This is a genomic window from Caballeronia concitans (genome assembly GCF_001544615.1).
GTDB lineage: Bacteria > Pseudomonadota > Gammaproteobacteria > Burkholderiales > Burkholderiaceae > Caballeronia > Caballeronia concitans.
Window position 1 is genome coordinate 99,620 of the sequence record NZ_FCNV02000013.1, and the last position, 24,748, is coordinate 124,367.

Here is a 24,748-nt window from a genome sequence, read left to right on the forward strand (position 1 = left end):
CCCTCAAAGAATCGGCGAGAAGAGCCGTGCGACATGCATCGCCATGCGCCGCCAGAACGCGTTGCCGAGATAGTCGTTTACGTCGATCTCATATGCATGCGCGAAGTCGATGAGCAGCATGCTTTCGACTTGTCGCGCGAAGGTGTGATCGACGGTCAGCACGGTGATTTCGAAGTTGAGCCTGAACGAACGGTTGTCGAGGTTCGCGCTGCCGACCGACGCGGCGATGTCGTCCACGAGCACGACTTTCTGATGCAGGAAACCCGGCTTGTAGCGGAAGATGCGCACGCCGGCCTGCACGAGGTCGTAAGCGTAGAGGCGCGAGGCCGCGAACACCACGCGATGATCGCGCCGGCTCGGAATCAGGATTCGCACGTCCACGCCTCGCATCACGGCCAGGCGCAGCGCCGAGAACACGGCTTCATCGGGAATCAGGTACGGCGACGTGATCCAGATGCGCTCGCGCGCCGCGTTGATCGCCTCGACAAAGAACAGCGAGCAGGTCTCTTGTTTGTCGGCGGGGCCGCTGGAGAGCACCATGCAGTGCATGTTCTCGTCGGCGTGCGGGGCGGGGCCGAGTTCGGGCAGGCGCTGAGTCGCCCAGTACCAGTCCTCGGTGAAGACGAACTGAATGCTGGCAATGGCCGGACCGCGCACTTCGACGTGCGTATCGCGCCACGGCGAAAGCCGCGGATTGCCGCCGAGATACTCGACGCCCACGTTGTGCCCGCCGACGAACGCGCGCTTGCCGTCCACGACGACGATCTTCCGATGATTTCGGAAGTTGATCTGAAACCGATGCACGAACTTGCGATTGGCCGCGAACGGATGCGCCTCGACGCCGCCCGCGCGCAACGCCTGCACGTAGCGATGCGGCAAGTCGAAGCTGCCGATGCTGTCGTAGAGAAAGTAGACGCGCACGCCCGCTTTTGCTTTTGCGATGAGCGCATCGCGCAGCATGTCGCCGAGCGCGTCGGCGCGCACGATGAAAAACTGCACGACGATATAACTTTCCGCGGCTTCGATCGCTTCGAGGATCGCGGCGAACGTCGCGTCGCCATTCACGAGCACGCGCACCGAATTGCCGCGCAGAAACGGCATGCCCGAAAGCCGCTGCAGCGTGCGGATGGTCGGATTGCCGAGATATTCCGCCGGTCCCGGCGCGACTTCGCCGCGCGCGCTGGTTGTGTCCAGGAGAGCGGGATCGGTGCGGGGCGCGTCGCTGCGCTCCTTCGATTCCCATTCGGCGGGCTTCGTGCGATTGCGAAGGATTTCTATTTCGAGGCGCCGCTCGTCGATATAACCGGCGAATTTGCTGCGGCCGAGGAAGAGGTAAGGGATGAGCGTGAAATACGGCATCGCGACGAGCGACACCGCCCACGCAACCGCGCCTTGCGACGTGCGTGTATGGATGACCGCGTGCACGGCGGCGATCACGCCGAGCACATGCGCGGCCATCACGAGCGTGCCGACGTGGAGCCAGTCTGCTGCTTGCATAGTCATGCGTAAGGTTCGATGCGTCCCACGCCTAAAGCCGCGCGGACCCGGATGACGAACGCCGCGGGAGCGGCGATGCGTCATCTTACCGAACCTTGCCCGCTCGAAGCCCGCCGGAGCGGGCGGCGCGAGGCATCAGGTGAATCAAAGGATCAGACGATCAGACGATCAGACGATCAGACGATCAGGCGGGCAGGTCGGCAGCCTGGATCAGGAACACGTTGTCGTCGCCCGCGCTCGTCGAGAGCCAGACCAGATCGAGGCCGCCGAGCGCCGCTTCCACGTTCGCGCGTTCGTTGCCGATCTCTACGACGAGCACGCCGTCTTCGGTCAGCCACTTGCCGGCCTCGCGCACGATGCGCCGCACGACGTCCATGCCGTCGGCGCCGCCCGCGAGCGCGAGTTCCGGCTCGTGACGATATTCGGCGGGAAGCGACTGCATTGCGTCGGCGTTGACGTACGGCGGATTCGTGATGATGACCTCGTAACGCGCGGCGGGCAGCGGCGCGTACAGGTCGCCTTCGTACAGCGTCACACGATCTTCGAGTTGGTAATCGGCAACATTGCGGTGCGCGACGGCGAGGGCATCGGCGGAAATATCGACGGCGTCGATATCGGCGTTTTCGAACGCTTGCGCCGCGAGAATCGCGAGGCAGCCGGAGCCGGTGCATAGTTCGAGTACGCGCGTGACGTGATCGGGATCGGCCACATACGGCTGCAAGCCGTCCTGCAGCAACTCGCCGATGAACGAACGCGGCACGATCACGCGCTCGTCGACATAAAAGCGATGACCGTGCATCCACGCTTCCTGCGTGATGTACGCGGCGGGCACGCGGTCTTTCGCGCGGCGCTCGATGACCTGCATCACGGCGTCGATCTCGGTGTCGAGCAGGCGCGCGTCGAGGAACGGTTCGAGCGTGTCGAGCGGCAGATGCAGCGTATGCAGGATCAGATACGCGGCTTCGTCGTAGGCGTTGGTCGAGCCGTGGCCGAACGAGAGGCCCGCTTCGGTGAAACGCGAGACGCCGAAACGCAGCAGGTCGCGCACAGTGGAGAAGGGTAGCGCCATCGATGGCTCCTTGTTATTTTCGGGTGAATTCAGGCGATCAGTTCTTCGAGCACGCGGCGGTACACGTTCTTGAGCGGCTCGATGAATCGCACTTCGACATGTTCGTCGATCTTGTGGATGCTGCCGTTCGGCGGGCCGAATTCCACGACCTGCTCGCAGATGCGCGCGATGAAGCGGCCATCGGACGTGCCGCCCGTCGTCGACAGTTCGGGCTGCACGCCGGTTTCCTCGCGGATCGCCTTGTCGAGCGCATTGGAGAGCGCGCCGCGCGGCGTGAGGAACGGCAGGCCGCTCACGATCCACGTGAGATCGCAGTCGAGCGCGTGCTTGTCGAGGATCGCGTGCACGCGGCTTTGCAGGCCTTCGACCGTGCTCGCGGTCGAAAAGCGGAAGTTGAACATCAGCTCGGCGTGGCCGGGAATGACGTTCGTCGCGCCCGTGCCGGAATGCAGGTTCGACACTTGCCAGGTGGTCGGCGGGAAATATTCGTTGCCGCCGTCCCAGCGCTCGGCGACCAGTTCCGCGAGCGCGGGCGCGAGCAGATGAATCGGATTCTTCGCAAGATGCGGATACGCGATATGCCCCTGCACGCCCTTCACGACGAGCTTGCCCGTCATCGAGCCGCGACGCCCGTTCTTGACCATGTCGCCGAGCGTTTCGTTCGAAGTCGGCTCGCCGACGATGCAGTAATCGAGCCGTTCGCCGCGCGCCTTGAGCGCTTCGACGACCTTGACGGTGCCGTCGGTCGCGGGGCCTTCTTCGTCGCTCGTGATGAGCAGCGCGAGCGACCCGCGATGCGCCGGATGCTTCGCCACGAACTCCTCGCTCGACACGACGAACGCCGCCAGCGACGCCTTCATGTCGGCGGCGCCGCGTCCGTAGAGCTTGCCGTCGCGATGCGTCGGCGTGAAGGGCGGCGAGGTCCATTGCTCGACCGGGCCGGTCGGCACGACGTCGGTGTGTCCGGCGAACGCGAGCAGCTTGCCCGATGCGCCTTCCGTGCCGCGCTTGACGGCCCACAGGTTCGTGACGCCGCCCGATGCGATCGTTTCGCACACGAAGCCGGCAGCGGACAAGCGTTCGATCATCAGCGACTGGCAATCGCGGTCTTCGGGCGTGACCGACGCGCGCGCGATCAGGGCTTCGGTAAGGGAGAGAGTGCCGGACATGGTTTCGAGCCTGCTTCTGGACAGCGATAAAAAATGCCGGCGCGGCGGCCGGCAAGCGATTGAGCGTTCATGCGACGACACCGGGCTTCGAAACACCGGAGTCATCGCGCCGCATCACGCGAAGAGCGTTTCGTACTGCTCGGCGGAAAAGCCGAGCGACTTCACGCGTCCGTTCACGACGACGACCGGCCGCTTGATGATCGACGGCTTGTGGATCATCAGCGCGATCGCGCCGGCGGTCGTGTCGGCTTCGGCCTTGTGGACCTCGGACAAGCCGCGCCACGTCGTGCCGCGCTTGTTGATGAGCTGGTCGAGCGGCACGTCCTTCAGCCAGTCCTGCACCAGCTCCTCGTTCACGCCGGCCTTCTTGAAGTCGTGAAATTCGAACGGCACGCCGTGCTCTTCGAGCCACACGCGCGCTTTCTTCACCGAGTCGCAGTTCGGAATGCCGTAGACGACAGTCGTCGGGGTGGATCCGCGTGCCAAATCAGTCGCCTCGCAGCAGTTCGTTCAGGCCGACCTTCGCGCGCGTCTTGGCGTCCACCTTCTTCACGATGACCGCGCAGTACAGGCTGTGCGAGCCGTCCTTCGAAGGCAGGTTGCCCGCGACGACGACCGAGCCCGCCGGAATGCGGCCGTAGCTGACTTCGCCGGTTTCGCGGTCGTAGATCTTGGTCGACTGGCCGAGATAGACGCCCATCGAAATGACGGAATTTTCCTCGACGATCACGCCTTCCACCACTTCCGAGCGCGCGCCGATGAAGCAGTTGTCCTCGATGATGACCGGGTTCGCCTGCAACGGCTCCAGCACGCCGCCGATGCCCACGCCGCCCGACAGATGCACGTTCTTGCCGATCTGCGCGCACGAGCCGACGGTGGCCCACGTGTCGACCATCGTGCCTTCATCGACGTAAGCGCCGATGTTCGTGTACGACGGCATCAAAACGACGTTCTTCGCGATGAACGAGCCGCGACGCGCGATGGCCGGCGGCACCACGCGGAAGCCGCCTGCCGCGAAGTCTTCGGCGGTGTAGTTCGCGAACTTCGAGGGCACCTTGTCGTAGAACTGCGAATAGCCGCCTGCGGCCATTGGCGCGTTGTCCTCGAGGCGGAACGAAAGCAGCACGGCCTTCTTCAGCCATTGATTGACCACCCAGTCGCCGTCGCGCTTCTCGGCGACGCGCAACGCGCCCTTGTCGAGCTGTTCGATGGCATGCGCGACGGCGTCGCGGACCTCGGCCGGCGCGGCTTTCGGCGAAAGCTCGGCGCGGTTTTCCCAGGCGTTGTCGATGATGCTCTGCAGTTGTTGCGACATAGTGATTTCAAGGATGGAGAGTTGGACCGGCTGCGCTCGTCAGGGCTTGAGCGTGCGGCAGAATTCGACGATGCGGCGGGCGCCTTCGACACATTCCTCGGTCCCGGCGACGAGCGCGATGCGAACGAAGCCCTCGCCGGGATTCGTGCCATGCGCGGGACGAGCGAGATAGGAGCCCGGCAGAACCGTCACATTATAGTCGGCGTAGAGACGCGCCGCGAACTCGGTGTCGGAGAGTCCGGTGCGCGAAACGTTCGCCCAGAGATAGAACGCGGCATCGGGCAAACGCACGTCCAGCACGTCGGCGAGCATGGGCGTGACCGTTTCGAACTTCTTCACGTACTTCGCGCGGTTGTCGCGCACGTGCGCCTCGTCCTGCCATGCGGCGATGCTCGCGCGCTGGAACAGGGTCGAAAGCGCCGCGCCGTGATACGTGCGATACAGCAGGAACTGCTTGAGGATGGCCGCGTCGCCCGCGACGAAGCCCGAGCGCATGCCCGGCACGTTCGATCGTTTCGAAAGGCTCGACAGCATCACGAGGCGCTCGAAGCCGCGGTTAAGCAAGCGCGCGGCTTCCAGGCCGCCGAGCGGCGGATGCGCCTCGTCGAAGTAGATCTCGGAATAGCATTCGTCGGAGGCGATCACGAAGCCGTGCTTGTCGGACAGCGCGAAAAGCTCGCGCCAGTTGTCGAGCGTGAGGACCGCGCCGGTCGGGTTGCCCGGCGAGCAGACATAGAGCAGTTGCGTGCGCGCCCAGATGTCGTCGGGGACAGCCGAGTAATCGCACGCGAAGTTGCGCGCCGGATCGCTATTGACGAAATACGGCTCCGCGCCCGCGAGCAGCGCCGCGCCTTCGTAGATTTGATAGAACGGGTTCGGACAGAGTACGATCGGCGGTTTCGCGCCGGCGAGTTCGGGCGTGCTGCGGCTGTCGATGACCGCCTGCGCGAGCGCGAACAAGGCTTCGCGCGAGCCGGACACGGGCAGCACTTCGGTGGCCGCATCGAGCGACGCGAGACCGTAGCGCGCCTTCGCCCACGTGGCGATGGCTTCGCGCAGCGGCTCGCTGCCGAGCGTCGGCGGGTAGGAGGCGAGGCCGTCGAGCGCATTGACGACGGCATCGCGGATGAGCACGGGCGTCGGATGTTTCGGCTCGCCGATGCCGAAGCTGATCGGCGTGAATCCGGCGCGCGGCTCGATGCCTTTGAAGAGCGCGCGGAGCTTTTCGAACGGATACGGCTGGAGTTTCTTGAGAAGTGGATTCACGGCGTGACCGGTAAGCGATGAGCGACGAACGTTCAGGCGGCTACGAAGCCATTCATGCCGATGCGAACGCAGCTTTGAAAGACCCGCGGAAAACCCGCGGCGGCGGCACGACAAAGACATCGGCGAAGCGGACGATTATACCCCGCGCCCCTGCAGCAAAGGGCCGCAGGCCAACGACGACACAGCATGACGAACCTGAATCGCTTCAAGCGAGCGAGCGCGGGAGCGCAACGATGACCCGCCGTTTCCACGACGCCTTGCCCACACTTGCGATCATGCTCGGCGCATCGGTATGGGGACTCGTCTGGTACCCGATGCGCATGCTCGCGTCGATGGGCCTCACCGGCACCCTCGCCAGCGCGACGACGAGCGGCGCGGCGTGTCTCTTCGTGCTGCTGCTCAAGCGCCGCTCCGTCCGCACGATCCGCTGGCACTGGCTGCTCGTCGCGCTGGGCGCGGCGGCGGGCACGACGAGCGTCGGTTTCGTGTGGGGCGCGATCCACGGCCAGGTCATGCGCGTGCTGTTGCTCTTCTATCTGACGCCCGCATGGACCGCGGTGTTCGCGCATTTCATCCTCGAGGACCGCCTCACGCGGGCCGACGCCGCGCTCTCCCTGCTGTCGCTCGCCGGCGCGGTCACCATGCTCTGGTCGCCCGCGCTCGGCTTTCCGCTGCCCGCGAATCTCGCGGAATGGGCGGGCCTGATGGGCGGCATGGGCTTCGCGATGAGCAACGTGCTCGTCGTCAAGCTCACGCGGACGATGCCCGGCATGAAGCCCGAAATGCGCACGGCGGTGATCTTCGGCGGCGCGGCCATCGTCGCGACGCTCGTGAGCTTTTTCGAGCCGATGCCCGCGCCGCCCGCCGCATCGCAGATGGGCATGGTCGCGTTCATTGTGATCGGACTCGGCGTGGTGCTCGCGGCGAACAACGTGATCATGCAGATCGGACTTGCGCGCGTGCCGGCCAATCGCGCGTCGATCATCATGCTGTTCGAACTCGTCGTGACCGCGCTGTCGTCGTGGCTCTTCGCGGGCGAAGCGCCGGGGCCGCGCGAATGGGCGGGCGGGGCATGCATCGTGGCCGCGTGCGTGCTGTCGGCGTGGGTGCATCGGCAGGCGCGCGCGTCCGGCGAGGCATCGTCGGCGGCGAATCAGCAGGCCGCAAGCGAAAAGAAATCGACACGCGCGATGGTATGATGGTGTCCGCTCGCGACCGGCCCGCGAGGCCTTCGCGCGCATGAAACCATTGCCCGCGACGGGCCGCGCTGCCGCCTGTCTGCCATTCATCTTCCGTCACTCACTTCAAACAGCGATATCGCCGTGCGTCTGACTTCGATCAAACTCGCTGGTTTCAAGTCCTTCGTCGATCCCACGCATTTCCAGGTACCCGGCCAGCTCGTCGGCGTCGTCGGGCCGAATGGCTGCGGTAAGTCCAATATCATCGACGCCGTGCGCTGGGTGCTCGGTGAATCGCGCGCATCCGAATTGCGCGGCGAGTCGATGCAGGACGTCATTTTCAATGGATCGACGGCGCGCAAGCCCGGCAGCCGCGCGAGCGTCGAACTGATCTTCGACAACGCCGATGGGCGCGCCGCCGGCCAATGGAGCGCGTACGGCGAGATCGCCGTGAAGCGCGTGCTCACGCGCGACGGCACGTCCAGCTATTACATCAACAACCTGCCCGCGCGACGCCGCGACATTCAGGACATCTTCCTCGGCACGGGACTCGGGCCGCGCGCCTACGCGATCATCGGGCAGGGCATGATCGCGCGCATCATCGAAGCGAAGCCGGAAGAACTGCGCGTGTTTCTGGAAGAAGCCGCGGGCGTGTCGAAGTACAAGGAACGCCGCCGCGAGACGGAGAATCGTCTGCACGATACGCGCGAGAACCTGACGCGCGTCGAGGACATCGTCCGCGAACTGACGACGAATCTCGAGAAGCTCGAAGGCCAGGCGATCGTCGCGACCAAATACAAGCAGTTGCAGGCCGAAGGCGAAGAAAAGCAGCGCCTGTTGTGGCTCTTGCGCAAAAACGAAGCGGGTAACGAGGCCGAGCGCCAGCAGCGCGCCATCCGCGAGGCGCAGGTCGAACTCGAAGCGCAAACGGCGCGTCTGCGCGAAGTCGAAGCGCAACTGGAGACGCTGCGCGTCGCGCACTACAGCGCCAGCGACGCGATGCAGGGCGCACAAGGCGCGCTCTACGAAGCCAACGCCGAAGTCAGCCGGCTCGAAGCGGAGATCAAGTTCATCGTCGAGTCGCGCAATCGCGTGCAGGCGCAGATCGCCGCGCTCGCCGCGCAGCGCGAGCAATGGCTCATGCAGGCGCAAAAGGCGCGCGACGAGATCGAGACTGCATCGGAAGCGCTCGCCGAGGGCGAGGAAAAAGCCGCCATCGCGCAGGAAAACGCCGCCGCCAAGCAAGACGCGCTGCCCGAACTCGAAGCCCGCTGGCGCGATGCGCAGGCGCAGCTCAACGAAGAGCGCGCGGGCATCGCGCGGGCGGAACAGGCGCTGAAGCTCGAAGCGGCGCATCAGCGCAACGCGGATCAGCAGCTTCAGCAATTGCAGCAGCGTCAGGAACGTCTGAAGAACGAAGCAAGCGGACTCGACGCGCCGGACGAAGCGCAGCTCGAAGAACTGCGCATGCAGCTTGCCGAGAACGAAGAGATTCTCGCCGAGGCGCAGGCGCGTCTCGCCGATGCGCAGGAAACCGTGCCGCGTCTCGACGCCGAACGTCGCGCGGCGCAGGAGCGCGTGCAGGCGGAAAGCGCGCAGATTCACCAGTTGGAAGCACGTCTTGCCGCGTTGAAGCAGCTTCAGGAAAGCGTGCAGACGGAAGGCAAGATTCAGCCGTGGCTCGACAGGCACGAACTCGGCGCGCTGCCGCGTCTGTGGAAGAAGCTGCATGTCGAAGCGGGCTGGGAAGCGGCGCTCGAAGCCGTGCTGCGTGAGCGGCTCGCGGCGCTGGAAGTATCGAATCTCGACTGGGTGAAGGCGTTCGCCACCGATGCGCCGCCCGCCAAGCTCGCCTTCTATTCGCCGCCGGTTGCGGGCAAGCCGCTCGACGCGCCACAGGGCTTGCGGCCGTTGTTGTCGCTCGTGCGCATCGATGATCCGGGCTTGCGCGCCGTGCTCAACGAATGGCTCGGCACGACCTTCATCGCGGACGACATCGCGCAAGCGCTCGCCATGCGCAGCCAGTTGCCGGAAGGCGGCGCGTTCGTCGTGAAGGCGGGGCACACGGTGACGCGCGTCGGCGTGCAGCTTTATGCATCCGATTCCGAGCAGTCCGGCATGCTCGCGCGGGCGCAGGAAATCGAAAATCTCACGCGGCAGGTGCGCGCCCAGGCGCTGCTCGCCGACGAAGCGAAGAGCAACGCCGTTCGCGCCGATGCCGCGCACACGCAGGCATCGCAGACGCTCGCCGATGCGCGCGCTGCCGCCGAACGCGCGACGCAACGCGTCCACGCGCTGCAGATGGACGCGCTGAAGCTCGCGCAGGCGCATGAGCGCTACACGCAGCGCAGCACGCAGATCGGCGAGGAACTGAACGAGATCGCCGCGCAGATCGAGGAGCAGCGCGCGCTGCGGGCGGAATCCGAAGCGGCGTTCGAGCAGCACGACGCGGAAATCGCGCAATTGCAGGCGCGCTTCGAGGACAACCAGCTCGCGTTCGAATCGCTCGACGAGACGCTCACGAGCGCGCGCCACGAGTTGCGCGAACTCGAACGCGCCGCGAGCGACGCCAGCTTCGCCGTGCGCGGGCTGGCCGCGAAGATCGCGGAGTACGAGCGCAATATCGGCACGGCGGAAGAACAGAGCGAGCGCGTCGCGGGTGCGCTGGAAGACGCGCGTGCGGAACTCGAAACCATCAACGAGCAGACGGCGCAAACCGGCCTTCAGGATGCGCTCGAAGTGCGCGCGGCGCGCGAGGAATCGCTGCACGCGGCGCGTATCGAACTGGACGATCTGACCGCGCGTCTGCGCCAGTCCGACGAGCAGCGCCTCTTCGCCGAGCGCTCGCTGCAGCCGCTGCGCGACCGGATCAACGAGTTGCAGTTGAAGGAGCAGGCGGCGCGTATCAGCGGCGAGCAGTTCGTCGAGCAATTGCAGGCGGCGGGCGTCGATGAAGCCGAACTTCAGGCGAAGCTCACGCCCGACATGAAGCCTTCGTATCTGCAAGGCGAAGTCACGCGCCTGAACAACGCGATCGTCGCGCTCGGGCCGGTCAACATGGCCGCGCTCGAAGAACTCGCGGCGGCTACCGAGCGCAAGCATTTCCTCGACGCGCAATCCGCCGATCTGAACGACGCCATCGGCACGCTCGAAGACGCGATCCAGAAAATCGACCAGGAAACGCGCGCGCTGCTGCAAGGCACGTTCGACGAGGTGAACCGTCACTTCGGCGAACTGTTCCCGCGGCTTTTCGGCGGCGGTCAGGCAAAGCTCATCATGACCGGCGACGAAATCCTCGACGCCGGCGTGCAGGTGATGGCGCAGCCGCCCGGCAAGAAGAATTCGACGATTCACCTGCTTTCGGGCGGCGAGAAGGCGCTCACCGCGACGGCGCTCGTCTTCGCGATGTTCCAGCTGAATCCCGCGCCGTTCTGTCTGCTCGACGAGGTTGACGCGCCGCTCGACGACGCCAACACCGAGCGTTTCGCGAATCTCGTGCGCGCGATGTCGGCCAAGACGCAGTTCCTGTTCATCTCGCACAACAAGATTGCGATGGAGATGGCGCAGCAATTGATCGGCGTGACGATGCAGGAGCAGGGCGTGTCGCGCATCGTCGCGGTGGACATGGAATCCGCCGCGGGCTTTGCGCAGAATGGCTGACGCCTTTGCGTCATGCGAACTTGAATGAATGAACGGACGGCCGGGCGTTGACCCGGCCAGGCGCGCAGGCGCGGAGTGGTGCGCATCGGGCAGGCGGCGGCAGACAATGCCGGAACGCGGCGGATGCGCGCGACAGATCGCGCGGCGCTTCGTAACCCAAAATGTGGAGCGTGCATGGACGAGTTGACACTCGGTTTGATCGGAGCAGGAGCCGTGGTGGTGGGCGGTGTGGTGGTGTACAACGCGTGGCAGGGCGCCAAAGTGCGGCGCAAGATGCCGCGCCCGATGCCCGACGAAGCCGCCGATGCGCTCGCGCGCCAGGAAGCCGACGACGAGCATCCGTTCATCGAGCCGGTGCGCCCGGCGCGGCGTGAGCCGATCGCGGGCGATGCCGCCGACGAAGCCCCGCGCGATGTGCGCGTCGAGCCGAGTTTCGGCGCGGCGTCGGAATCCGGCGAAGCGCACGCTGCCGTGACGCCGCCGGTCGCGCCGGCGGATACGCCCGTCGATTTGCAGGCCGAGGCGACATCCGCGAACGGCGTCGCGGACGAATCCGCGATCATCGACGAAGACGAGCGCAACGAGCCGGTGATGCCCGCCGCGACGACCATTTCGTCGACGCCGCCCGCTGTCGTGGATCGGCGCATCGACAGCGTGGTGCCGATTCGCCTTGCCGCACCGGTTCCCGGCGACCGCGTGATTCCGCTCGCGCAGCGGTTGCGTCGCGCGGGGACGAAGCCGGTGACCATCGAAGGCAAGCCGGAGGGCGAGGACGCTTGGGAGTTGTTGCGCCACGGCGTGCGCTACGAAGAATTGCGCGCGGCGGCGCAGCTCGCGAACCGCAGCGGCCCGCTCAACGAACTCGAGTTCTCGGAATTCGTGACGGGCGTGCAGCGCCTCGCCGACGCCGTCGACGGCGCGCCCGAATTCCCCGACATGATGGAAACCGTCGGCATGGCGCGCGAACTCGACGCGTTCGCCGCGCAATGCGACGCGCAACTGTCCATCAACATTCTGTCGGACGGCGCGCCGTGGTCCGCGAACTACGTGCAGGCGGTGGCGTCGCAGGACGGCTTGCTGCTGTCGCGCGACGGCACGCGCTTCGTCAAGCTCGACGCGAAGCAGAATCCGGTATTCATGCTCCAGTTCGGCGATACGAACTTCCTGCGCGACGACCTCACGTACAAGGGCGGCCAGATGATCACGCTCGTGCTCGACGTGCCCGTCGCGGACGAAGACATTCTGCCGTTCCGTCTGATGTGCGATTACGCGAAGTCGCTGTCCGAGCGCATCGGCGCGCGCGTGGTGGACGACCAGCGCCGGCCGCTGCCGGAATCGGCGCTGCTCGCCATCGAAAAGCAACTGATGACGCTCTACGCGAAGCTGGAGCAGGCGGGCATTCCGGCCGGCTCGGCCGCGACGCGCCGGCTCTTCAGCCAGTAGGCGTCGTCGTTTGCGCGCTGCATCGGCGCGCGCGTGTCATCCAGGATTGCGCCCCTTCGCCGGGGCGCTTTCCGTTGGTGCGCGCGAGCGCATATCCGTATGGCCTATGCCATCCGGCCGATGCCACATTTTCCGATCTTCTGAGACAATCGACCGGTCGATCGACTGACTTACCTCTTTCATCAAAAAAGGCCGCATGTCCGCAAAAACCAAAGCCGAAGCCGCCGCCACCGCGAAGTCCGAGGCCGCCGTGCCCAGCGCCGACCGGCCGGCGGAGCGCGCCGCGTGGCTGCGCACGGAACTGGAGCGCGCGAACTACGCTTATTACGTGCTGGACCAGCCCGAGCTGCCCGACGCCGAATACGACACGCTGTTCAAGGAACTGCAGGGCATCGAGGCCGAAAATCCCGACCTCGTCACGCCGGATTCCCCCACTCAGCGCGTAGGCGGGCAGGTCGCCGAAGGTTTTGCGCCGGTCGTCCATGACGTGCCGATGCTGTCGCTCAACAACGGCTTCGCGGACGAGGACATCGCCGCGTTCGACAAACGCGTGTCGGACGCGCTGGGCGCCGCGCCGGTGGAGTACGCATGCGAGCTGAAATTCGACGGTCTCGCCATTTCGCTGCGTTACGACGACGGCCGCTTCGTGCAGGCATCGACGCGCGGAGACGGCGCCACCGGCGAGGACGTCACGGCGAACGTGCGCACCATCCGCTCGATTCCGCTGACGCTCAAGGGCAAGCACGTACCGAAGCGGCTGGACGTGCGCGGCGAAGTGCTGATGTTCAAGCGCGACTTCGATCGCCTGAACGCGCGTCAGCGCGACGCCGGACAGCGTGAGTTCGCCAATCCGCGCAACGCGGCGGCGGGCAGCCTGCGTCAGCTCGACCCGAAGATGACGGCGCAGCGGCCGCTGTCGTTCTTTGCGTACGGCATCGGCGTGCTGGAAGGCGCGGAGATGCCCGGCACGCATTCGGGGCTGCTCGACTGGTACAAGGAAATGGGGCTGCCGGTGAATGCGGAACGCGCCGTCGTCGAGGGCGCGGATGGCTTGCTGGGCTTCTTCCGCAAAACAGGCGAGAAGCGTGAAAAGCTGCCGTATGACATCGATGGCGTCGTCTACAAGGTCAACCGCCGCGACGAACAGGACAAGCTCGGCTTTGTCTCGCGCGCGCCGCGTTTCGCACTCGCGCACAAGTTTCCGGCGCAGGAAGCGCTCACGCAGTTGCTCGCTATCGACGTGCAGGTCGGCCGCACGGGCGCAATCACGCCGGTCGCGCGTCTCGCGCCCATTTTCGTCGGCGGGGCGACGGTCACGAATGCCACGCTGCACAACGAGGACGAAGTGCGCCGCAAGGACATCCGCATCGGCGATACGGTCATCGTGCGGCGCGCGGGCGACGTGATTCCGGAAGTCGTGGGCGCGATTCTGGACCGGCGTCCCGACGACGCTCGCGAATTCGTGATGCCGACGGAATGCCCCGTCTGCGGCTCGAAAATCGAACGGTTGCCGGACGAAGCGATCGCGCGTTGCACGGGCGGCCTGTTCTGTCCGGCGCAGCGCAAGCAGGCGCTGTGGCACTTCGCGCAGCGGCGTGCGCTGGATATCGACGGACTCGGCGAGAAGATCATCGATCAGCTGGTCGAACAGAATCTGGTGCGCACGCCCGCCGATCTGTTCAATCTCGGTTTCTCGACGCTCGCGGCGCTCGACCGTTTCGCCGACAAATCCGCGCAAAATCTGCTCGACTCGCTCGAGAAAGCGCGGCACACGACGCTCACGCGCTTTATCTACGCGCTCGGCATCCGGCACGTGGGCGAATCGACAGCGAAGGATCTGGCAAAGCATTTCGGCTCGCTTGACCCGATCATTGCCGCATCCGTCGAAGAATTGCTCGAAGTTAATGACGTCGGCCCGGTGGTGGCCGAAGCCATACACAATTTCTTCAGCGAAGAGCACAACCAGCACGTGATCGAGCAGTTGCGTGTCAAAGTGTCGTGGCCGGAAGGGCCGCCCGCGCCGCGTGCGCCGCAGGGCGTGCTCGCGGGCAAGACGGTCGTGCTGACCGGCACGCTGCCCACGCTCTCGCGCGAGGAAGCGAAGGAAATGCTGGAAACGGCCGGCGCGAAAGTGGCCGGTTCGGTATCGAAAAAGACCGACTACGTCGTGGCGGGCGCGGAAGCGGGCAGCAAGCTCGCGAAAGCGGAGGAACTCGGGGTTCCGGTTCTCGACGAAGACGGCATGAAGAAGCTACTGGAAGGAGTCACTCCATGATCCGAGAAATCCTGAAGATGGGCGATCCGCGGCTGTTGCGTATCGCTCAGCCCGTCGAACATTTCGACACGCCCGAACTCCACACGCTCGTGCAGGACATGTTCGACACGATGCGCGACGCGAACGGCGCGGGGCTTGCCGCGCCGCAGATCGGCGTCGATCTGCAGGTGGTCATTTTCGGCTTTGGGCACAACGAGCGTTATCCGGACGCGCCGCCGGTGCCGGAGACGGTGCTCATCAATCCGATCATCACGCCCAACGGGCACGACATGGAAGAGGGCTGGGAAGGGTGCCTGTCCGTGCCGGGGCTGCGCGGCGCGGTGCAGCGGTATTCCATGATCCGCTATCAGGGCTTCGATCAGTACGGCAAGGCCATCGAGCGGCTCGCGGAGGGTTTCCACGCGCGCGTCGTGCAGCACGAGTGCGACCATCTGATCGGCAAGCTGTATCCCATGCGTATCACGGACTTTTCGAAGTTCGGCTTCACCGACGTGCTGTTTCCGGGCCTCGATTCGACGCGCGACGACTGAGCCTCGAATCGGCTTGGCGTCGGATGTAGCGATGAACCCGCTCCTTGCGAGCGGGTTTTTCTTTACGCGAACGTTGCCGGATTGCCGCTGGTATCGGGCCGGCGAAAGAGCGCGACGTGTTCGGGATTGGCGGAGCCTTGCAGACGCCCGTCAGGCAGGCGGGCAATCACCATTTCGCCGATGCCGGGACTCATGACGACCACTTCGTCCTGCAGGGCGAGAAGCGCCTGGAGCCGTCGTCGGCCGCTGACGATTTCCAGCCCGGTATCCGTTTCACGAACGATGATCTCAACTGCCATGGCGATCCTCCTTGATGCCTTTCAATGCCGTATGCCTTCGCTCCCGCGATGCGTCGTCCGCCGGAGCGCCGCGCTTGTCGGACTCGATACGTCCTTTCGCGCATACCTGCCTAACGGATCGATGAGCCATTTTCTTTAGCCAAAAAGCGAACAAAATTAACGGCGCGACCGGATGACCGATCGCGCCGTTTTAATGCGCCGGATGTCGCGTTTTTGCGACGCGTCATGCCACGGAAGCGTGACGGCGGACTTAGAAGCTCTCGTTCGGAGCGAGATAGCGCCACTGTCCGGGCGGCAGCGCGCCGAGCGTCACGCGCCCCATGCGGATGCGCTTGAGCCCGACCACGTCCAGCCCGACCAGTTCGCACATGCGGCGAATCTGGCGCTTCTTGCCTTCGCGCAGCACGAAGCGAAGCTGTTCGCCGTTCTGCCAACTGACTTGCGCGGTCTTGAGCGGCACGCCGTCGAGTTCGAGGCCGTGCCGCAAGAGCGCGAGCTTTTCCTCGGGGAAGCGCCGGTCGATATCGACGGTATGCTCGCCGTACTGCACGCGCACGAGGTACTCCTTGTCGACTTCGGAATGGCCGCCGATCAGTTGCTTCGCGATGCGGCCGTCCTGCGTCAGAACCAGCAAGCCGGTCGAATCGATGTCGAGACGGCCGGCCGGCGCGAGCGTGCGCAGATGCCCCGGCGCGAAGCGGATGCCGGAGCGGTCTTCGTCCCAATGATTCGCCGGATTGACGAGCGTGACGGCCGGCTCGTAGCCGTCCTCGGCCTGACCGGATACATAGCCGACGGGCTTGTGCAGCAGGATGGTGACGAGTTGCGACTGCGCGGAATGCGCGGCCGGCAGGACCTCGATGTTCTGGCCGGGACGGATGCGCGTGCCGAGTGTGTCCATGACTTCGCCATCGACGAGCACCCAGCCTTTCTCGATCCATTCGTCGGCTTCGCGGCGCGAGCACAGGCCGAGTTCCGACATGACTTTCGACAGGCGCACCAGGCCGTCGTGATGCGGGCGGGGTTTGGCTTCGGGTTCGGCGATTGGCGCGGCGTGATTGAGCTCGTCGCTGCGTGGCTTGGCGGGGCGGTGGTCGTCGGTGCGTTGTTTGAACGGACGTCGTTCATCATCACGCGGGCCTCGATTGCCTGCGCGGGAATCGTCGCCGCGCGGTTTGAACGGACGCCGTTCCTCACCACGCGGGCCGCGATCGCCTGTGCGCGAATCGTCGCCGCGTGATTGAAACGGGCGTCGGTCATCGCTGCGCGGCGGGCGGTCGCCAAACGACGGGCGCGAATCGTCGCCACGTGGCTTAAATGGGCGTCGATCATCACCGCGCGGACCGCGATCACCGAAAGACGGGCGTGAATCGTCGCCGCGCGGTTTGAACGAGCGCCGGTCGTCGCTGCGCGGGGCGCGATCGCCGAAAGACGGGCGCGGGTTGTCACCACGCGGCTTGAAGGAACGCCGCTCCTCGTCACGCGGACCGCGATCGCCAAAAGACGGACGCGAATCGTCGCCGCGCGGTTTGAACGAGCGCCGGTCGTCGGTGCGTGGGCCTCGGTCGCCAAAAGACGGACGCGAATCGTCGCCGCGCGGTTTGAACGGGCGTCGGTCGTCGGTGCGCGGACCGCGATCGCCAAACGACGAACGCGAATCTTCACCACGCGGCTTGAACGAACGTCGATCATCACCACGCGGACTGCGATCGCCTGTGCGTGAATCGTCGCCGCGCGGTTTGAACGAGCGCCGGTCGTCGCTGCGCGGACCGCGATCGCCAAAAGACGGACGCGAATCGTCGCCGCGCGGTTTGAACGAGCGCCGTTCGTCGCTACGCGGACCGCGATCGCCAAACGACGGACGCGAATCTTCACCACGCGGTTTGAACGAGCGCCGCTCCTCACCACGCGGACCACGATCGCCAAACGACGAACGCGAATCTTCACCACGCGGTTTAAACGGGCGTCGATCATCACCACGCGGACCGCGATCGCCAAACGACGGGCGGGAATCGTCTCCGCGCGGTTTGAACGAGCGCCGTTCGTCGCTACGCGGACCACGATCCCCAAAAGACGGACGCGAATCATCCCCACGCGGTTTGAACGGACGCCGCTCCTCACCACGCGGACCGCGATCCGCAGACGAAGCTCGCGAATCATCTCCGCGCGACTTGAAAGAACGCCGTTCCCCCGGCGCGTCTGCGCGCTTCGGGGCCGTCGCCCGCGCTTGCTCAGGCTTGCCGCGCTTGACCAGGGCCTCCTCCGGCGCGTTGTCGCGCACGGGCTTGCGGCTGATGGAACTGCCGGAACGCACCGGCGAACGCGTCGTCGATGTCGGACGCGGATGTTTGGCTGTCAGTTTGACGCGCATAAAGTCTCAGGCTGCGATCGCGCGCAGCAGTTCGGTTTCGACCTGGATTTGGGTCCGGTTCGACGACAGGCTCTTGCCGTCGAGCAAAAACACGTCTTCGACGCGTTCGCCGAGCGTATTGATGCGCGCCGCCTGCACGCCGATCCGGTGTTGCGCCAGAACGCGCGCGATCGAATAAAGAAGGCCCTGCCGGTCGTTCGCAGACACGGACAGGATGTAGTACTGGCCACGCTCGTCCGGGCGCAAATCCACGCGCGGCGTGACCGGGAAAGTTCGCACGAGCCGCGACACGCGGCCCTTCGACGGCTCCGGCAAGATGCTTTCGTCCGTCAGCCGCCCACTCAATTGCTGTTCGACGAGATTCGCGATATCGCGATAACTCCCGTCATGATCCGGATGTGCGACGAGAAAGTTATCGAGCGCATAGCCGTGGCGCGTCGTGGTGATGCGCGCATCGAGCACGGACAGGCCGTTCTTGTCGAAATACGCGCAGATGCCGGCGAAGAGGTCCGGCCGGTCCTTCACATACACGAGCACCTGCAGCGCCGCGCCGATCGGCGAGGGGCGCGCGCGCACGATCGGCGCGTCGCTCTCCACATGCCGATACAGCACGCGCGTCTGCCAGGCGATATCGGCGGGATCGTGGCGCAGAAAATAGCCGACGTCGAGCTGTTCCCACAGCCGCCGCTGCGCCCCCTCCGGCACCGTCTCCAGGCGCAGCAGCGCGAGCGCCGATTCCTGCCGCGACTTGAGTTCCGAATGGGCGTCCGGCTGCGCGCCGCCGAGCACGGCCAGCGTCGCGCGGAAAAGGTCCTCGAGCAGCTTGCCTTTCCAGTTGTTCCAGACCTTCGGGCTCGTGCCGCGAATGTCCGCGACGGTCAGCAGATACAGCGCCGTCAGCCGCCGCTCCGTCTTCACGACCGACGCGAACTGCTTGATGACTTCGGGATCGCTCGTGTCCTGCTTTTGCGCGACGTGACTCATCGTCAGATGCTGCTGGACGAGCCATACGACGAGTTCCGTATCGTCCTGTCCGATCTCGTGCTCGCGGCAGAAGCGGCGGGCGTCGACCATGCCGAGCGTCGAATGATCGCCGCCGCGCCCCTTCGCGATGTCGTGAAACAGCGCGGCGACATAGAGCACCCACGGGCGCTCGAAATTGCCCATCAACTGGCTGCAGAACGGATACTCGTGCGCGTGCTCGGCAATGGCGAAGCGGCGCAGGTTGCGCAGCACCATCAGGATGTGCTGATCGACCGTGTAGACGTGGTAAAGGTCGTGCTGCATCTGCCCGACGATGCGCCGGAAGTTGATCAGGTAGCGCCCGAGCACGCTCGTCTGGTTCATGAGCCTGAGCGCGTGCGTGATGCCTTCCGGCTGCTTCAGGATCTCCATGAAGAGACGCCGGTTTTCCGGATCGCGCCGCCAGTTGCGGTCCATCAGCTCACGCGCGTTGTAGATCGCGCGCAGCGTGCGCGCCGACAGGCCTTTGACGCCACGCGTCTGCTCGTACAGCAGGAAGGCTTCGAGGATGGCGTGCGGCTCGCGCTCGAAGACATCGTCGCGGGCGATTTCCAGCATGCCTTGCTTCTCGACGAATCGCCCGGAGAGGACGCGCGTGATGCCCGACGTCGACGGGAAAAGCTGCGCTTCCACGTTCTGGATGAGGATGGTCGCGAGCTGCGTGACCGCTTTGGCCGCCCAGTAGTAGCGGCGCATCATCTGCTCGCTCGCGCGCTTGGCGGCGGTCGCCTTGAAGCCGAAGCTCTCGGCAAGCGGCGTTTGCAGATCGAAGACGAGAATGTCCTGACGGCGCTTCGCGACGACATGCAGCCGCGCGCGCAACAGCTTGAGAAAGCCCTCGTTGCGGCGCAGTTCACGCGCTTCGCGTTCGGTGATGAGACCGCGCGCGTCGAGTTCGCGCCAGCTCGATCCGAATCCCGCCGCGCGCGTGATCCAGAGAATCAGTTGCAGGTCGCGCAGTCCGCCCGGGCTTTCCTTGATGTTCGGCTCGAGGCTATAAGGCGTGTCCTGAAACTTGGCGTGCCGCTGACGCATTTCCAGCACCTTCGCCTGGAAGAACGCGCGCGGGTCGAGCGTCTCCTTGTAGCGCTCCGAGAAGCGCTGGAAAAGCTGCGCGTCGCCGCAGATGCGCCGCGCTTCGAGCAGCGACGTGAGCACCGTGACGTCGTTGCTCGCCTCGCCGATGCACTGCTCGACCGAGCGCACGCTGCTGCCGATATCGAGCCCGAGGTCCCACGCCATGCCGATGAATCGCTCGACGCGCGCGTTCAGCGCGGCGTCGTCGGCTTGGGCGGCGGCATCGGGCAGAAGCACGAGGATATCGACGTCGGAGTAGGGCGCGAGCTCGCCGCGTCCGTAGCCGCCGACCGCCACGAGCGCCGCGTCCGCCGGCATCTCGCACGCGGACCAGGCGCCTTTGAGGGCGTCGTCGGTGGCGCGGGCGAGCGCGTGCATCAGCGGCTCGACGCTCGTGGCCGTCTTGAAGCGTTCGATGAGCGCCGCCTTCGCCGTCTTATAGGCGTTTCGCAGCGTTTCACAGGGCGTGGCGACGGCGACGGTGACGCTCATGAGTCGATATTCAGGACGAGGGGAAAAAGCGGCGGAGCCGGCGAAAGCGCGGTCAGGCGGTCGCCGCGATGAGTTGCGACGGCGCCTGCGTTCCCGCCGATACCGTCAGCACTTCATAGCCGGTCGGCGTGACGAGCACCGTGTGCTCCCACTGCGCCGAAAGGCTGCGGTCGCGCGTCTTGACGGTCCACTGGTCGGGCATCGTGCGGATATCGCGGCGGCCGGCGTTGATCATCGGCTCGACGGTGAAGATCATGCCCGCCTGCAATTCGATGCCCGTGCCCGGACGCCCGTAATGCAGCACTTGCGGCTCCTCGTGGAACACCTGGCCGATACCATGACCGCAATATTCGCGCACGACGCTGTAGCCTTGTGCCTCGGCGTGCTTCTGGATGGCGTGGCCGATGTCGCCGAGATGCGCGCCCGGGCGGACCTGATCGATGCCGAGCCACATGCAGTCGAAAGTCGTCTGCACGAGGCGTTTCGCGAGAATCGAGCCTTCGCCGACGATGAACATGCGGCTCGTGTCGCCGAAATAGCCGTTCTTGATGACGGTGATGTCGATATTGAGCGCATCGCCGTTTTTCAGCACTTTCTCGCTCGGGATGCCGTGGCAGATCACGTCGTTCACCGAGATGCAGGTGGCCTTCGGATACGGCGGATAGCCCGGCGGCTGATAGTTGAGCGGTGCGGGAATCGTGCCCTGTTCCTTCACCATGAAATCGTGGCAGAGGCGGTCGAGTTCCTCGGTGGTCACGCCCGGGACGATATGCGGCGTGATGAAATCGAGCACTTCGCTGGCGAGCCGGCAGGCGACGCGCATCTGCGCGATATCGTGATCGTTTTTCAGCGTAATGGACATGGATTGGCTCGGAAGTGCGCGGATAGCGAGGAGGCGGGCGAGCGCCGCCAAAGCGGCATTATCGCACCTCGGACAACGCGCCGCAGCGTGATATGGCCGGCGCCGCCGCTATCGCGGCAGATGGCGCCGCAGCGGGCGGCTACCGAGCGGCTTGAGCGGCGTAATCCTCACATGCTATACTCACGGGCTAAGTCTCGGTTCGCCTTGTTCTCTTGCCTGTAAGCAATGAATGAGCAATGAGAAGGGGCAATGAATGACGGAACCGAAGACTTGGAAGCGTAGTCTTATCGACGCTTTTTTTCGAAACTCAAGCCGGCGCACCCAGGGTGTCCCACGCATAGTCAAACTAAGCGCGGGATGCGGCAGCCGGCTTAAGACCCAACCCTCGCGGAGAATTTCATGGCAGTCACGATGCGTCAAATGCTGGAAGCCGGTGTCCACTTCGGTCACCAAACGCGCTTCTGGAACCCGAAGATGGCCCCGTACATCTTCGGTCATCGCAACAAGATTCACATCATCAACCTCGAAAAGACCCTGCCGCTCTACAACGACGCGCTGAAGTACGTGCGCCAGTTGGCAGCGAATCGCGGCACGATCCTTTTCGTCGGCACGAAGCGCCAGTCGCGCGACACCATCGCACAGGAAGCAGCGCGCGCCGGCATGCCTTTCGTCAACGCCCGCTGGCTCGGCGGCATGCTGACCAACTTCAAGACGCTGAAGGTTTCGATCAAGCGCCTGAAGGACATGGAAGCAGCCCTCGAATCCGGCGAAACCGAGCGCATGAGCAAGAAGGAAGCGCTCCTGTTCGAACGCGAAATCGCCAAGCTGCAAAAGTCGATCGGCGGCGTGAAGGACATGGGCGGCATTCCTGACGCAATCTTCGTGATCGACGTCGGCTACCACAAGATCGCCGTCACCGAAGCGAAGAAGCTCGGCATTCCGGTCATCGCCGTGGTCGACACGAACCACTCGCCGGAAGGCATCGACTACGTGATCCCGGGTAACGACGACGCCTCGAAGGCCGTCGCGCTGTACGCGGAAGGCGTCGCGGACGCGATCCTCGAAGGCCGCGCCAACGCGGTGAACGACGTGGTCCAGGCCGTGCGCAACGGCGAAGGCGACGAGTTCGTCGAGGTCAACGCAGAGGCGTAATCGAGCCCTGTGGCCGGCACAAAAGGGGGCTTTGCGAAAGGCCCCTTTTTTTTAAGCCGGCGCGATTCCGAAACACTTCAGCCGTGGGCGCTTTCTGCCGGCGGCACGTATCAAACAGACTCAAGGAGCGAATGATGGCGGCAATTACCGCAAGCATGGTGGCAGAACTGCGCGCGAAGACCGATGCGCCGATGATGGAATGCAAGAAGGCGCTGACGGAAGCCGACGGCGACATGGCGCGCGCCGAAGAGCTGCTGCGCGTGAAGCTCGGCAACAAGGCGAGCAAGGCGGCATCGCGCGTGACGGCGGAAGGCATTGTCGTGGCGCACGTCGAAGGCGGCGTGGGCGCGCTCGTCGAGCTGAACTGCGAAACCGACTTCGTTGCGAAGAACGACGACTTCATGGCGTTCGCCAAGGGCGTCGCGGCACTGGTCGCGAAGAGCAACCCGGCCGACGTGGCCGCGCTGTCGGCGCTGCCGCTGGAAAGCACGACGGTCGACGCCGTGCGTCTCGCGCTCGTCGGCAAGATCGGTGAAAACCTGTCGATCCGCCGTTTCGTTCGCTTCGAAACCGCGAACAAGCTGGCTGCGTACCTGCACGGCACGCGCATCGGCGTGCTCGTCGAGTTCACGGGCGCGGACGAGCAAGTCGGCAAGGACGTCGCGATGCACGTCGCCGCGATGAAACCGGTCTCGCTGTCGTCGGACGAAGTGCCGGCCGATCTGATCGCGAAGGAGCGCAGCATCGCCGAGCAGAAGGCAGCCGAATCGGGCAAGCCGGCCGAAATCGTCGCCAAGATGGTCGACGGTTCGATCCAGAAGTACCTGAAGGAAGTGTCGCTGCTGAATCAGCCGTTCGTGAAGAACGACAAGCAGACGATCGAGCAGATGCTGAAGGCAGCCAACGCGTCGGTGCAGAAGTTCGCGCTGTTCGTGGTGGGCGAGGGCATCGAAAAGCGTCAGGACGACTTCGCGGCCGAAGTGGCGGCGCAAGTCGCAGCAGCCAAGCAGGGCTAAGTTCGCAGCCCGCGGCGCGCGCGGCCAAAGGGCGGCGCGCGGCCTTGCATCATCTGCAGTCGCGACGGCGGCCTGTCGTCGCAGCAAAGATTCAGCGATCCGGTTCGCATCGAGCGGCGGGCGCGGCAAGTTCGGGTTTTCCCGTATGCGCCGCGCCCGTCGTCCCGATGCGGGCCGCTTGCGGTAAGTAATGTTTCACCCCTACAGTTCTACGTTGTTGCAAAACCCTCCTCGGCGCGAACGGAAACCTCATATGCCCACAGCCTACAAACGCGTACTCCTCAAACTCTCCGGCGAAGCCCTCATGGGCGACGATGCTTTCGGCATCAATCGCGCAACGATCGAAAGGATGGTGGCGGACGTCGCTGAAGTGGTGCGGATGGGCACACAACTGGCCGTCGTGATTGGCGGCGGCAATATTTTCCGCGGCGTCGCGGGCGGCGCGGCCGGCATGGACCGTGCAACCGCCGACTACATGGGCATGCTGGCCACGATGATGAACGCGCTCGCGCTGCAGGACGCCATGCGTCACGCGGGCATCGAGGCGCGCGTGCAATCGGCGCTGCGCATGGATCAGGTGGTCGAGCCGTACATTCGCCCGCGCGCCATTCGCCAGCTCGAGGAAGGCAAGGTCGTGATCTTCGCGGCCGGCACGGGCAACCCGTTTTTCACGACGGATACCGCCGCCGCGCTGCGCGGCTCGGAAATCGGCGCCGAAGTGGTGTTGAAGGCGACGAAGGTCGATGGCGTATACTCCGCCGACCCGAAGAAGGATCCGAGCGCCACGCGCTACAGCACGATCAGCTTCGACGAGGCGATCGGCCGCAATCTGCAGGTCATGGACGCTACCGCGTTCGCGCTGTGCCGCGATCAGAAGCTGCCGATCCGCGTCTTCTCCATTACGAAGGCGGGTGCGCTGAAGCGCATCGTGCAAGGCGACGACGAAGGTACGCTCGTCCACGTGTAAACTCTTGCGTATTCGGGCGCCGCGCGCACCCGGCGTGAATCGCGCCGGAAGAATCGCGGGAGAGGCGCCTGCATCGCCAGTAAACCA

At 65.0% G+C, this 24,748-nt stretch carries 18 protein-coding genes; 8 read left to right on the forward strand and 10 right to left on the reverse strand.

The features are described 5' to 3' along the window. Positions 1-3: 3 nt before the first annotated feature. From cls to dapC, 6 genes are all read right to left on the reverse strand, one after another. Positions 4-1,581, reverse strand: coding sequence for a cardiolipin synthase (cls, locus tag AWB72_RS23815; RefSeq protein WP_374728919.1), 1,578 nt, complete (start codon positions 1,579-1,581; stop codon positions 4-6). A 100-nt stretch (positions 1,582-1,681) separates the two neighbouring features. Further along, positions 1,682-2,566 carry a 50S ribosomal protein L3 N(5)-glutamine methyltransferase gene (prmB, locus tag AWB72_RS23820; RefSeq protein ID WP_040049378.1) on the reverse strand — a complete coding sequence of 295 codons (885 nt, stop codon included), beginning with the start codon at positions 2,564-2,566 and terminating at the stop codon, positions 1,682-1,684. Positions 2,567-2,595: 29 nt separating this feature from the next. Then, the gene (gene dapE / locus AWB72_RS23825; RefSeq protein WP_040049379.1) at positions 2,596-3,735 is read right to left on the reverse strand and encodes a succinyl-diaminopimelate desuccinylase; all 1,140 of its coding nucleotides are present in this window, start codon (positions 3,733-3,735) and stop codon (positions 2,596-2,598) included. A 114-nt stretch (positions 3,736-3,849) separates the two neighbouring features. After that, complete coding sequence (locus AWB72_RS23830) at positions 3,850-4,221, reverse strand: ArsC family reductase (RefSeq protein ID WP_040049380.1); 372 nt, start codon at positions 4,219-4,221, stop codon at positions 3,850-3,852. Between the two features lies 1 nt (position 4,222). After that, positions 4,223-5,050 (reverse strand): 2,3,4,5-tetrahydropyridine-2,6-dicarboxylate N-succinyltransferase, encoded by an 828-nt coding sequence (dapD, locus tag AWB72_RS23835; protein ID WP_040049381.1) that lies wholly within the window; start codon positions 5,048-5,050, stop codon positions 4,223-4,225. Positions 5,051-5,089: 39 nt separating this feature from the next. Beyond that, positions 5,090-6,316 carry a succinyldiaminopimelate transaminase gene (dapC, locus tag AWB72_RS23840; RefSeq protein ID WP_040049382.1) on the reverse strand — a complete coding sequence of 409 codons (1,227 nt, stop codon included), beginning with the start codon at positions 6,314-6,316 and terminating at the stop codon, positions 5,090-5,092. Positions 6,317-6,549: 233 nt separating this feature from the next. Between dapC and AWB72_RS23845 the strand changes: the two genes are divergently transcribed. The 5 genes from AWB72_RS23845 to def all read left to right on the forward strand — a co-directional run bounded on the left by AWB72_RS23845 (position 6,550) and on the right by def (position 15,402). Beyond that, positions 6,550-7,515 carry a DMT family transporter gene (locus AWB72_RS23845; protein WP_087128771.1) on the forward strand — a complete coding sequence of 322 codons (966 nt, stop codon included), beginning with the start codon at positions 6,550-6,552 and terminating at the stop codon, positions 7,513-7,515. A 123-nt stretch (positions 7,516-7,638) separates the two neighbouring features. After that, positions 7,639-11,154, forward strand: a complete 3,516-nt coding sequence (smc, locus tag AWB72_RS23850; RefSeq protein ID WP_040049384.1) for a chromosome segregation protein SMC — start codon at positions 7,639-7,641, stop codon at positions 11,152-11,154. A gap of 174 nt (positions 11,155-11,328) precedes the next feature. Beyond that, positions 11,329-12,597, forward strand: a complete 1,269-nt coding sequence (locus AWB72_RS23855) for a cell division protein ZipA C-terminal FtsZ-binding domain-containing protein (RefSeq protein WP_040049385.1) — start codon at positions 11,329-11,331, stop codon at positions 12,595-12,597. Positions 12,598-12,793: 196 nt separating this feature from the next. Beyond that, positions 12,794-14,872: an NAD-dependent DNA ligase LigA gene (gene ligA, locus AWB72_RS23860; RefSeq protein WP_040049386.1), complete on the forward strand. Its 2,079-nt coding sequence runs from the start codon at positions 12,794-12,796 to the stop codon at positions 14,870-14,872. Continuing rightward, the gene (def, locus tag AWB72_RS23865) at positions 14,869-15,402 is read left to right on the forward strand and encodes a peptide deformylase (protein WP_040049387.1); all 534 of its coding nucleotides are present in this window, start codon (positions 14,869-14,871) and stop codon (positions 15,400-15,402) included. The genes ligA and def overlap by 4 nt, the downstream gene beginning before the upstream one ends. A gap of 62 nt (positions 15,403-15,464) precedes the next feature. On the opposite strand, the gene AWB72_RS23870 is transcribed toward def, so the two are convergent. From AWB72_RS23870 to map, 4 genes are all read right to left on the reverse strand, one after another. Then, positions 15,465-15,701, reverse strand: coding sequence for a hypothetical protein (locus AWB72_RS23870; protein WP_040049388.1), 237 nt, complete (start codon positions 15,699-15,701; stop codon positions 15,465-15,467). Between the two features lie 250 nt (positions 15,702-15,951). Then, positions 15,952-18,072, reverse strand: coding sequence for a pseudouridine synthase (locus tag AWB72_RS29885; protein WP_040049389.1), 2,121 nt, complete (start codon positions 18,070-18,072; stop codon positions 15,952-15,954). Positions 18,073-18,078: 6 nt separating this feature from the next. Then, positions 18,079-20,664: a [protein-PII] uridylyltransferase gene (locus AWB72_RS23880; protein ID WP_040049390.1), complete on the reverse strand. Its 2,586-nt coding sequence runs from the start codon at positions 20,662-20,664 to the stop codon at positions 18,079-18,081. A gap of 52 nt (positions 20,665-20,716) precedes the next feature. Further along, positions 20,717-21,526 (reverse strand): type I methionyl aminopeptidase, encoded by an 810-nt coding sequence (gene map, locus AWB72_RS23885; RefSeq protein ID WP_040049391.1) that lies wholly within the window; start codon positions 21,524-21,526, stop codon positions 20,717-20,719. Positions 21,527-21,925: 399 nt separating this feature from the next. Here map and rpsB point away from each other — a divergent pair, with 399 nt between their 5' ends. The 3 genes from rpsB to pyrH all read left to right on the forward strand — a co-directional run bounded on the left by rpsB (position 21,926) and on the right by pyrH (position 24,661). Continuing rightward, on the forward strand, positions 21,926-22,678 hold the full coding sequence (gene rpsB / locus AWB72_RS23890) for a 30S ribosomal protein S2 (protein WP_040049392.1): 753 nt from the start codon (positions 21,926-21,928) through the stop codon (positions 22,676-22,678). 134 nt (positions 22,679-22,812) lie between these two features. Next, positions 22,813-23,694 carry a translation elongation factor Ts gene (gene tsf / locus AWB72_RS23895; protein WP_040049532.1) on the forward strand — a complete coding sequence of 294 codons (882 nt, stop codon included), beginning with the start codon at positions 22,813-22,815 and terminating at the stop codon, positions 23,692-23,694. Positions 23,695-23,947: 253 nt separating this feature from the next. Further along, complete coding sequence (gene pyrH / locus AWB72_RS23900; protein WP_040049393.1) at positions 23,948-24,661, forward strand: UMP kinase; 714 nt, start codon at positions 23,948-23,950, stop codon at positions 24,659-24,661. Positions 24,662-24,748 lie beyond the last annotated feature (87 nt).

Bases quoted from the DNA above. Each gene is read 5' to 3' on its own strand.
- rpsB (WP_040049392.1), top strand. From the start codon at position 21,926: ATGGCAGTCACGATGCGTCAAATGCTGGAAGCCGGTGTCCACTTCGGT.
- AWB72_RS23845 (WP_087128771.1), top strand. From the start codon at position 6,550: ATGACCCGCCGTTTCCACGACGCCTTGCCCACACTTGCGATCATGCTC.
- AWB72_RS29885 (WP_040049389.1), bottom strand. From the start codon at position 18,072: ATGCGCGTCAAACTGACAGCCAAACATCCGCGTCCGACATCGACGACG.
- def (WP_040049387.1), top strand. From the start codon at position 14,869: ATGATCCGAGAAATCCTGAAGATGGGCGATCCGCGGCTGTTGCGTATC.
- pyrH (WP_040049393.1), top strand. From the start codon at position 23,948: ATGCCCACAGCCTACAAACGCGTACTCCTCAAACTCTCCGGCGAAGCC.
- dapE (WP_040049379.1), bottom strand. From the start codon at position 3,735: ATGTCCGGCACTCTCTCCCTTACCGAAGCCCTGATCGCGCGCGCGTCG.
- dapD (WP_040049381.1), bottom strand. From the start codon at position 5,050: ATGTCGCAACAACTGCAGAGCATCATCGACAACGCCTGGGAAAACCGC.
- prmB (WP_040049378.1), bottom strand. From the start codon at position 2,566: ATGGCGCTACCCTTCTCCACTGTGCGCGACCTGCTGCGTTTCGGCGTC.
- AWB72_RS23870 (WP_040049388.1), bottom strand. From the start codon at position 15,701: ATGGCAGTTGAGATCATCGTTCGTGAAACGGATACCGGGCTGGAAATC.
- tsf (WP_040049532.1), top strand. From the start codon at position 22,813: ATGGCGGCAATTACCGCAAGCATGGTGGCAGAACTGCGCGCGAAGACC.
- AWB72_RS23880 (WP_040049390.1), bottom strand. From the start codon at position 20,664: ATGAGCGTCACCGTCGCCGTCGCCACGCCCTGTGAAACGCTGCGAAAC.
- AWB72_RS23855 (WP_040049385.1), top strand. From the start codon at position 11,329: ATGGACGAGTTGACACTCGGTTTGATCGGAGCAGGAGCCGTGGTGGTG.
- cls (WP_374728919.1), bottom strand. From the start codon at position 1,581: ATGACGCATCGCCGCTCCCGCGGCGTTCGTCATCCGGGTCCGCGCGGC.
- map (WP_040049391.1), bottom strand. From the start codon at position 21,526: ATGTCCATTACGCTGAAAAACGATCACGATATCGCGCAGATGCGCGTC.
- ligA (WP_040049386.1), top strand. From the start codon at position 12,794: ATGTCCGCAAAAACCAAAGCCGAAGCCGCCGCCACCGCGAAGTCCGAG.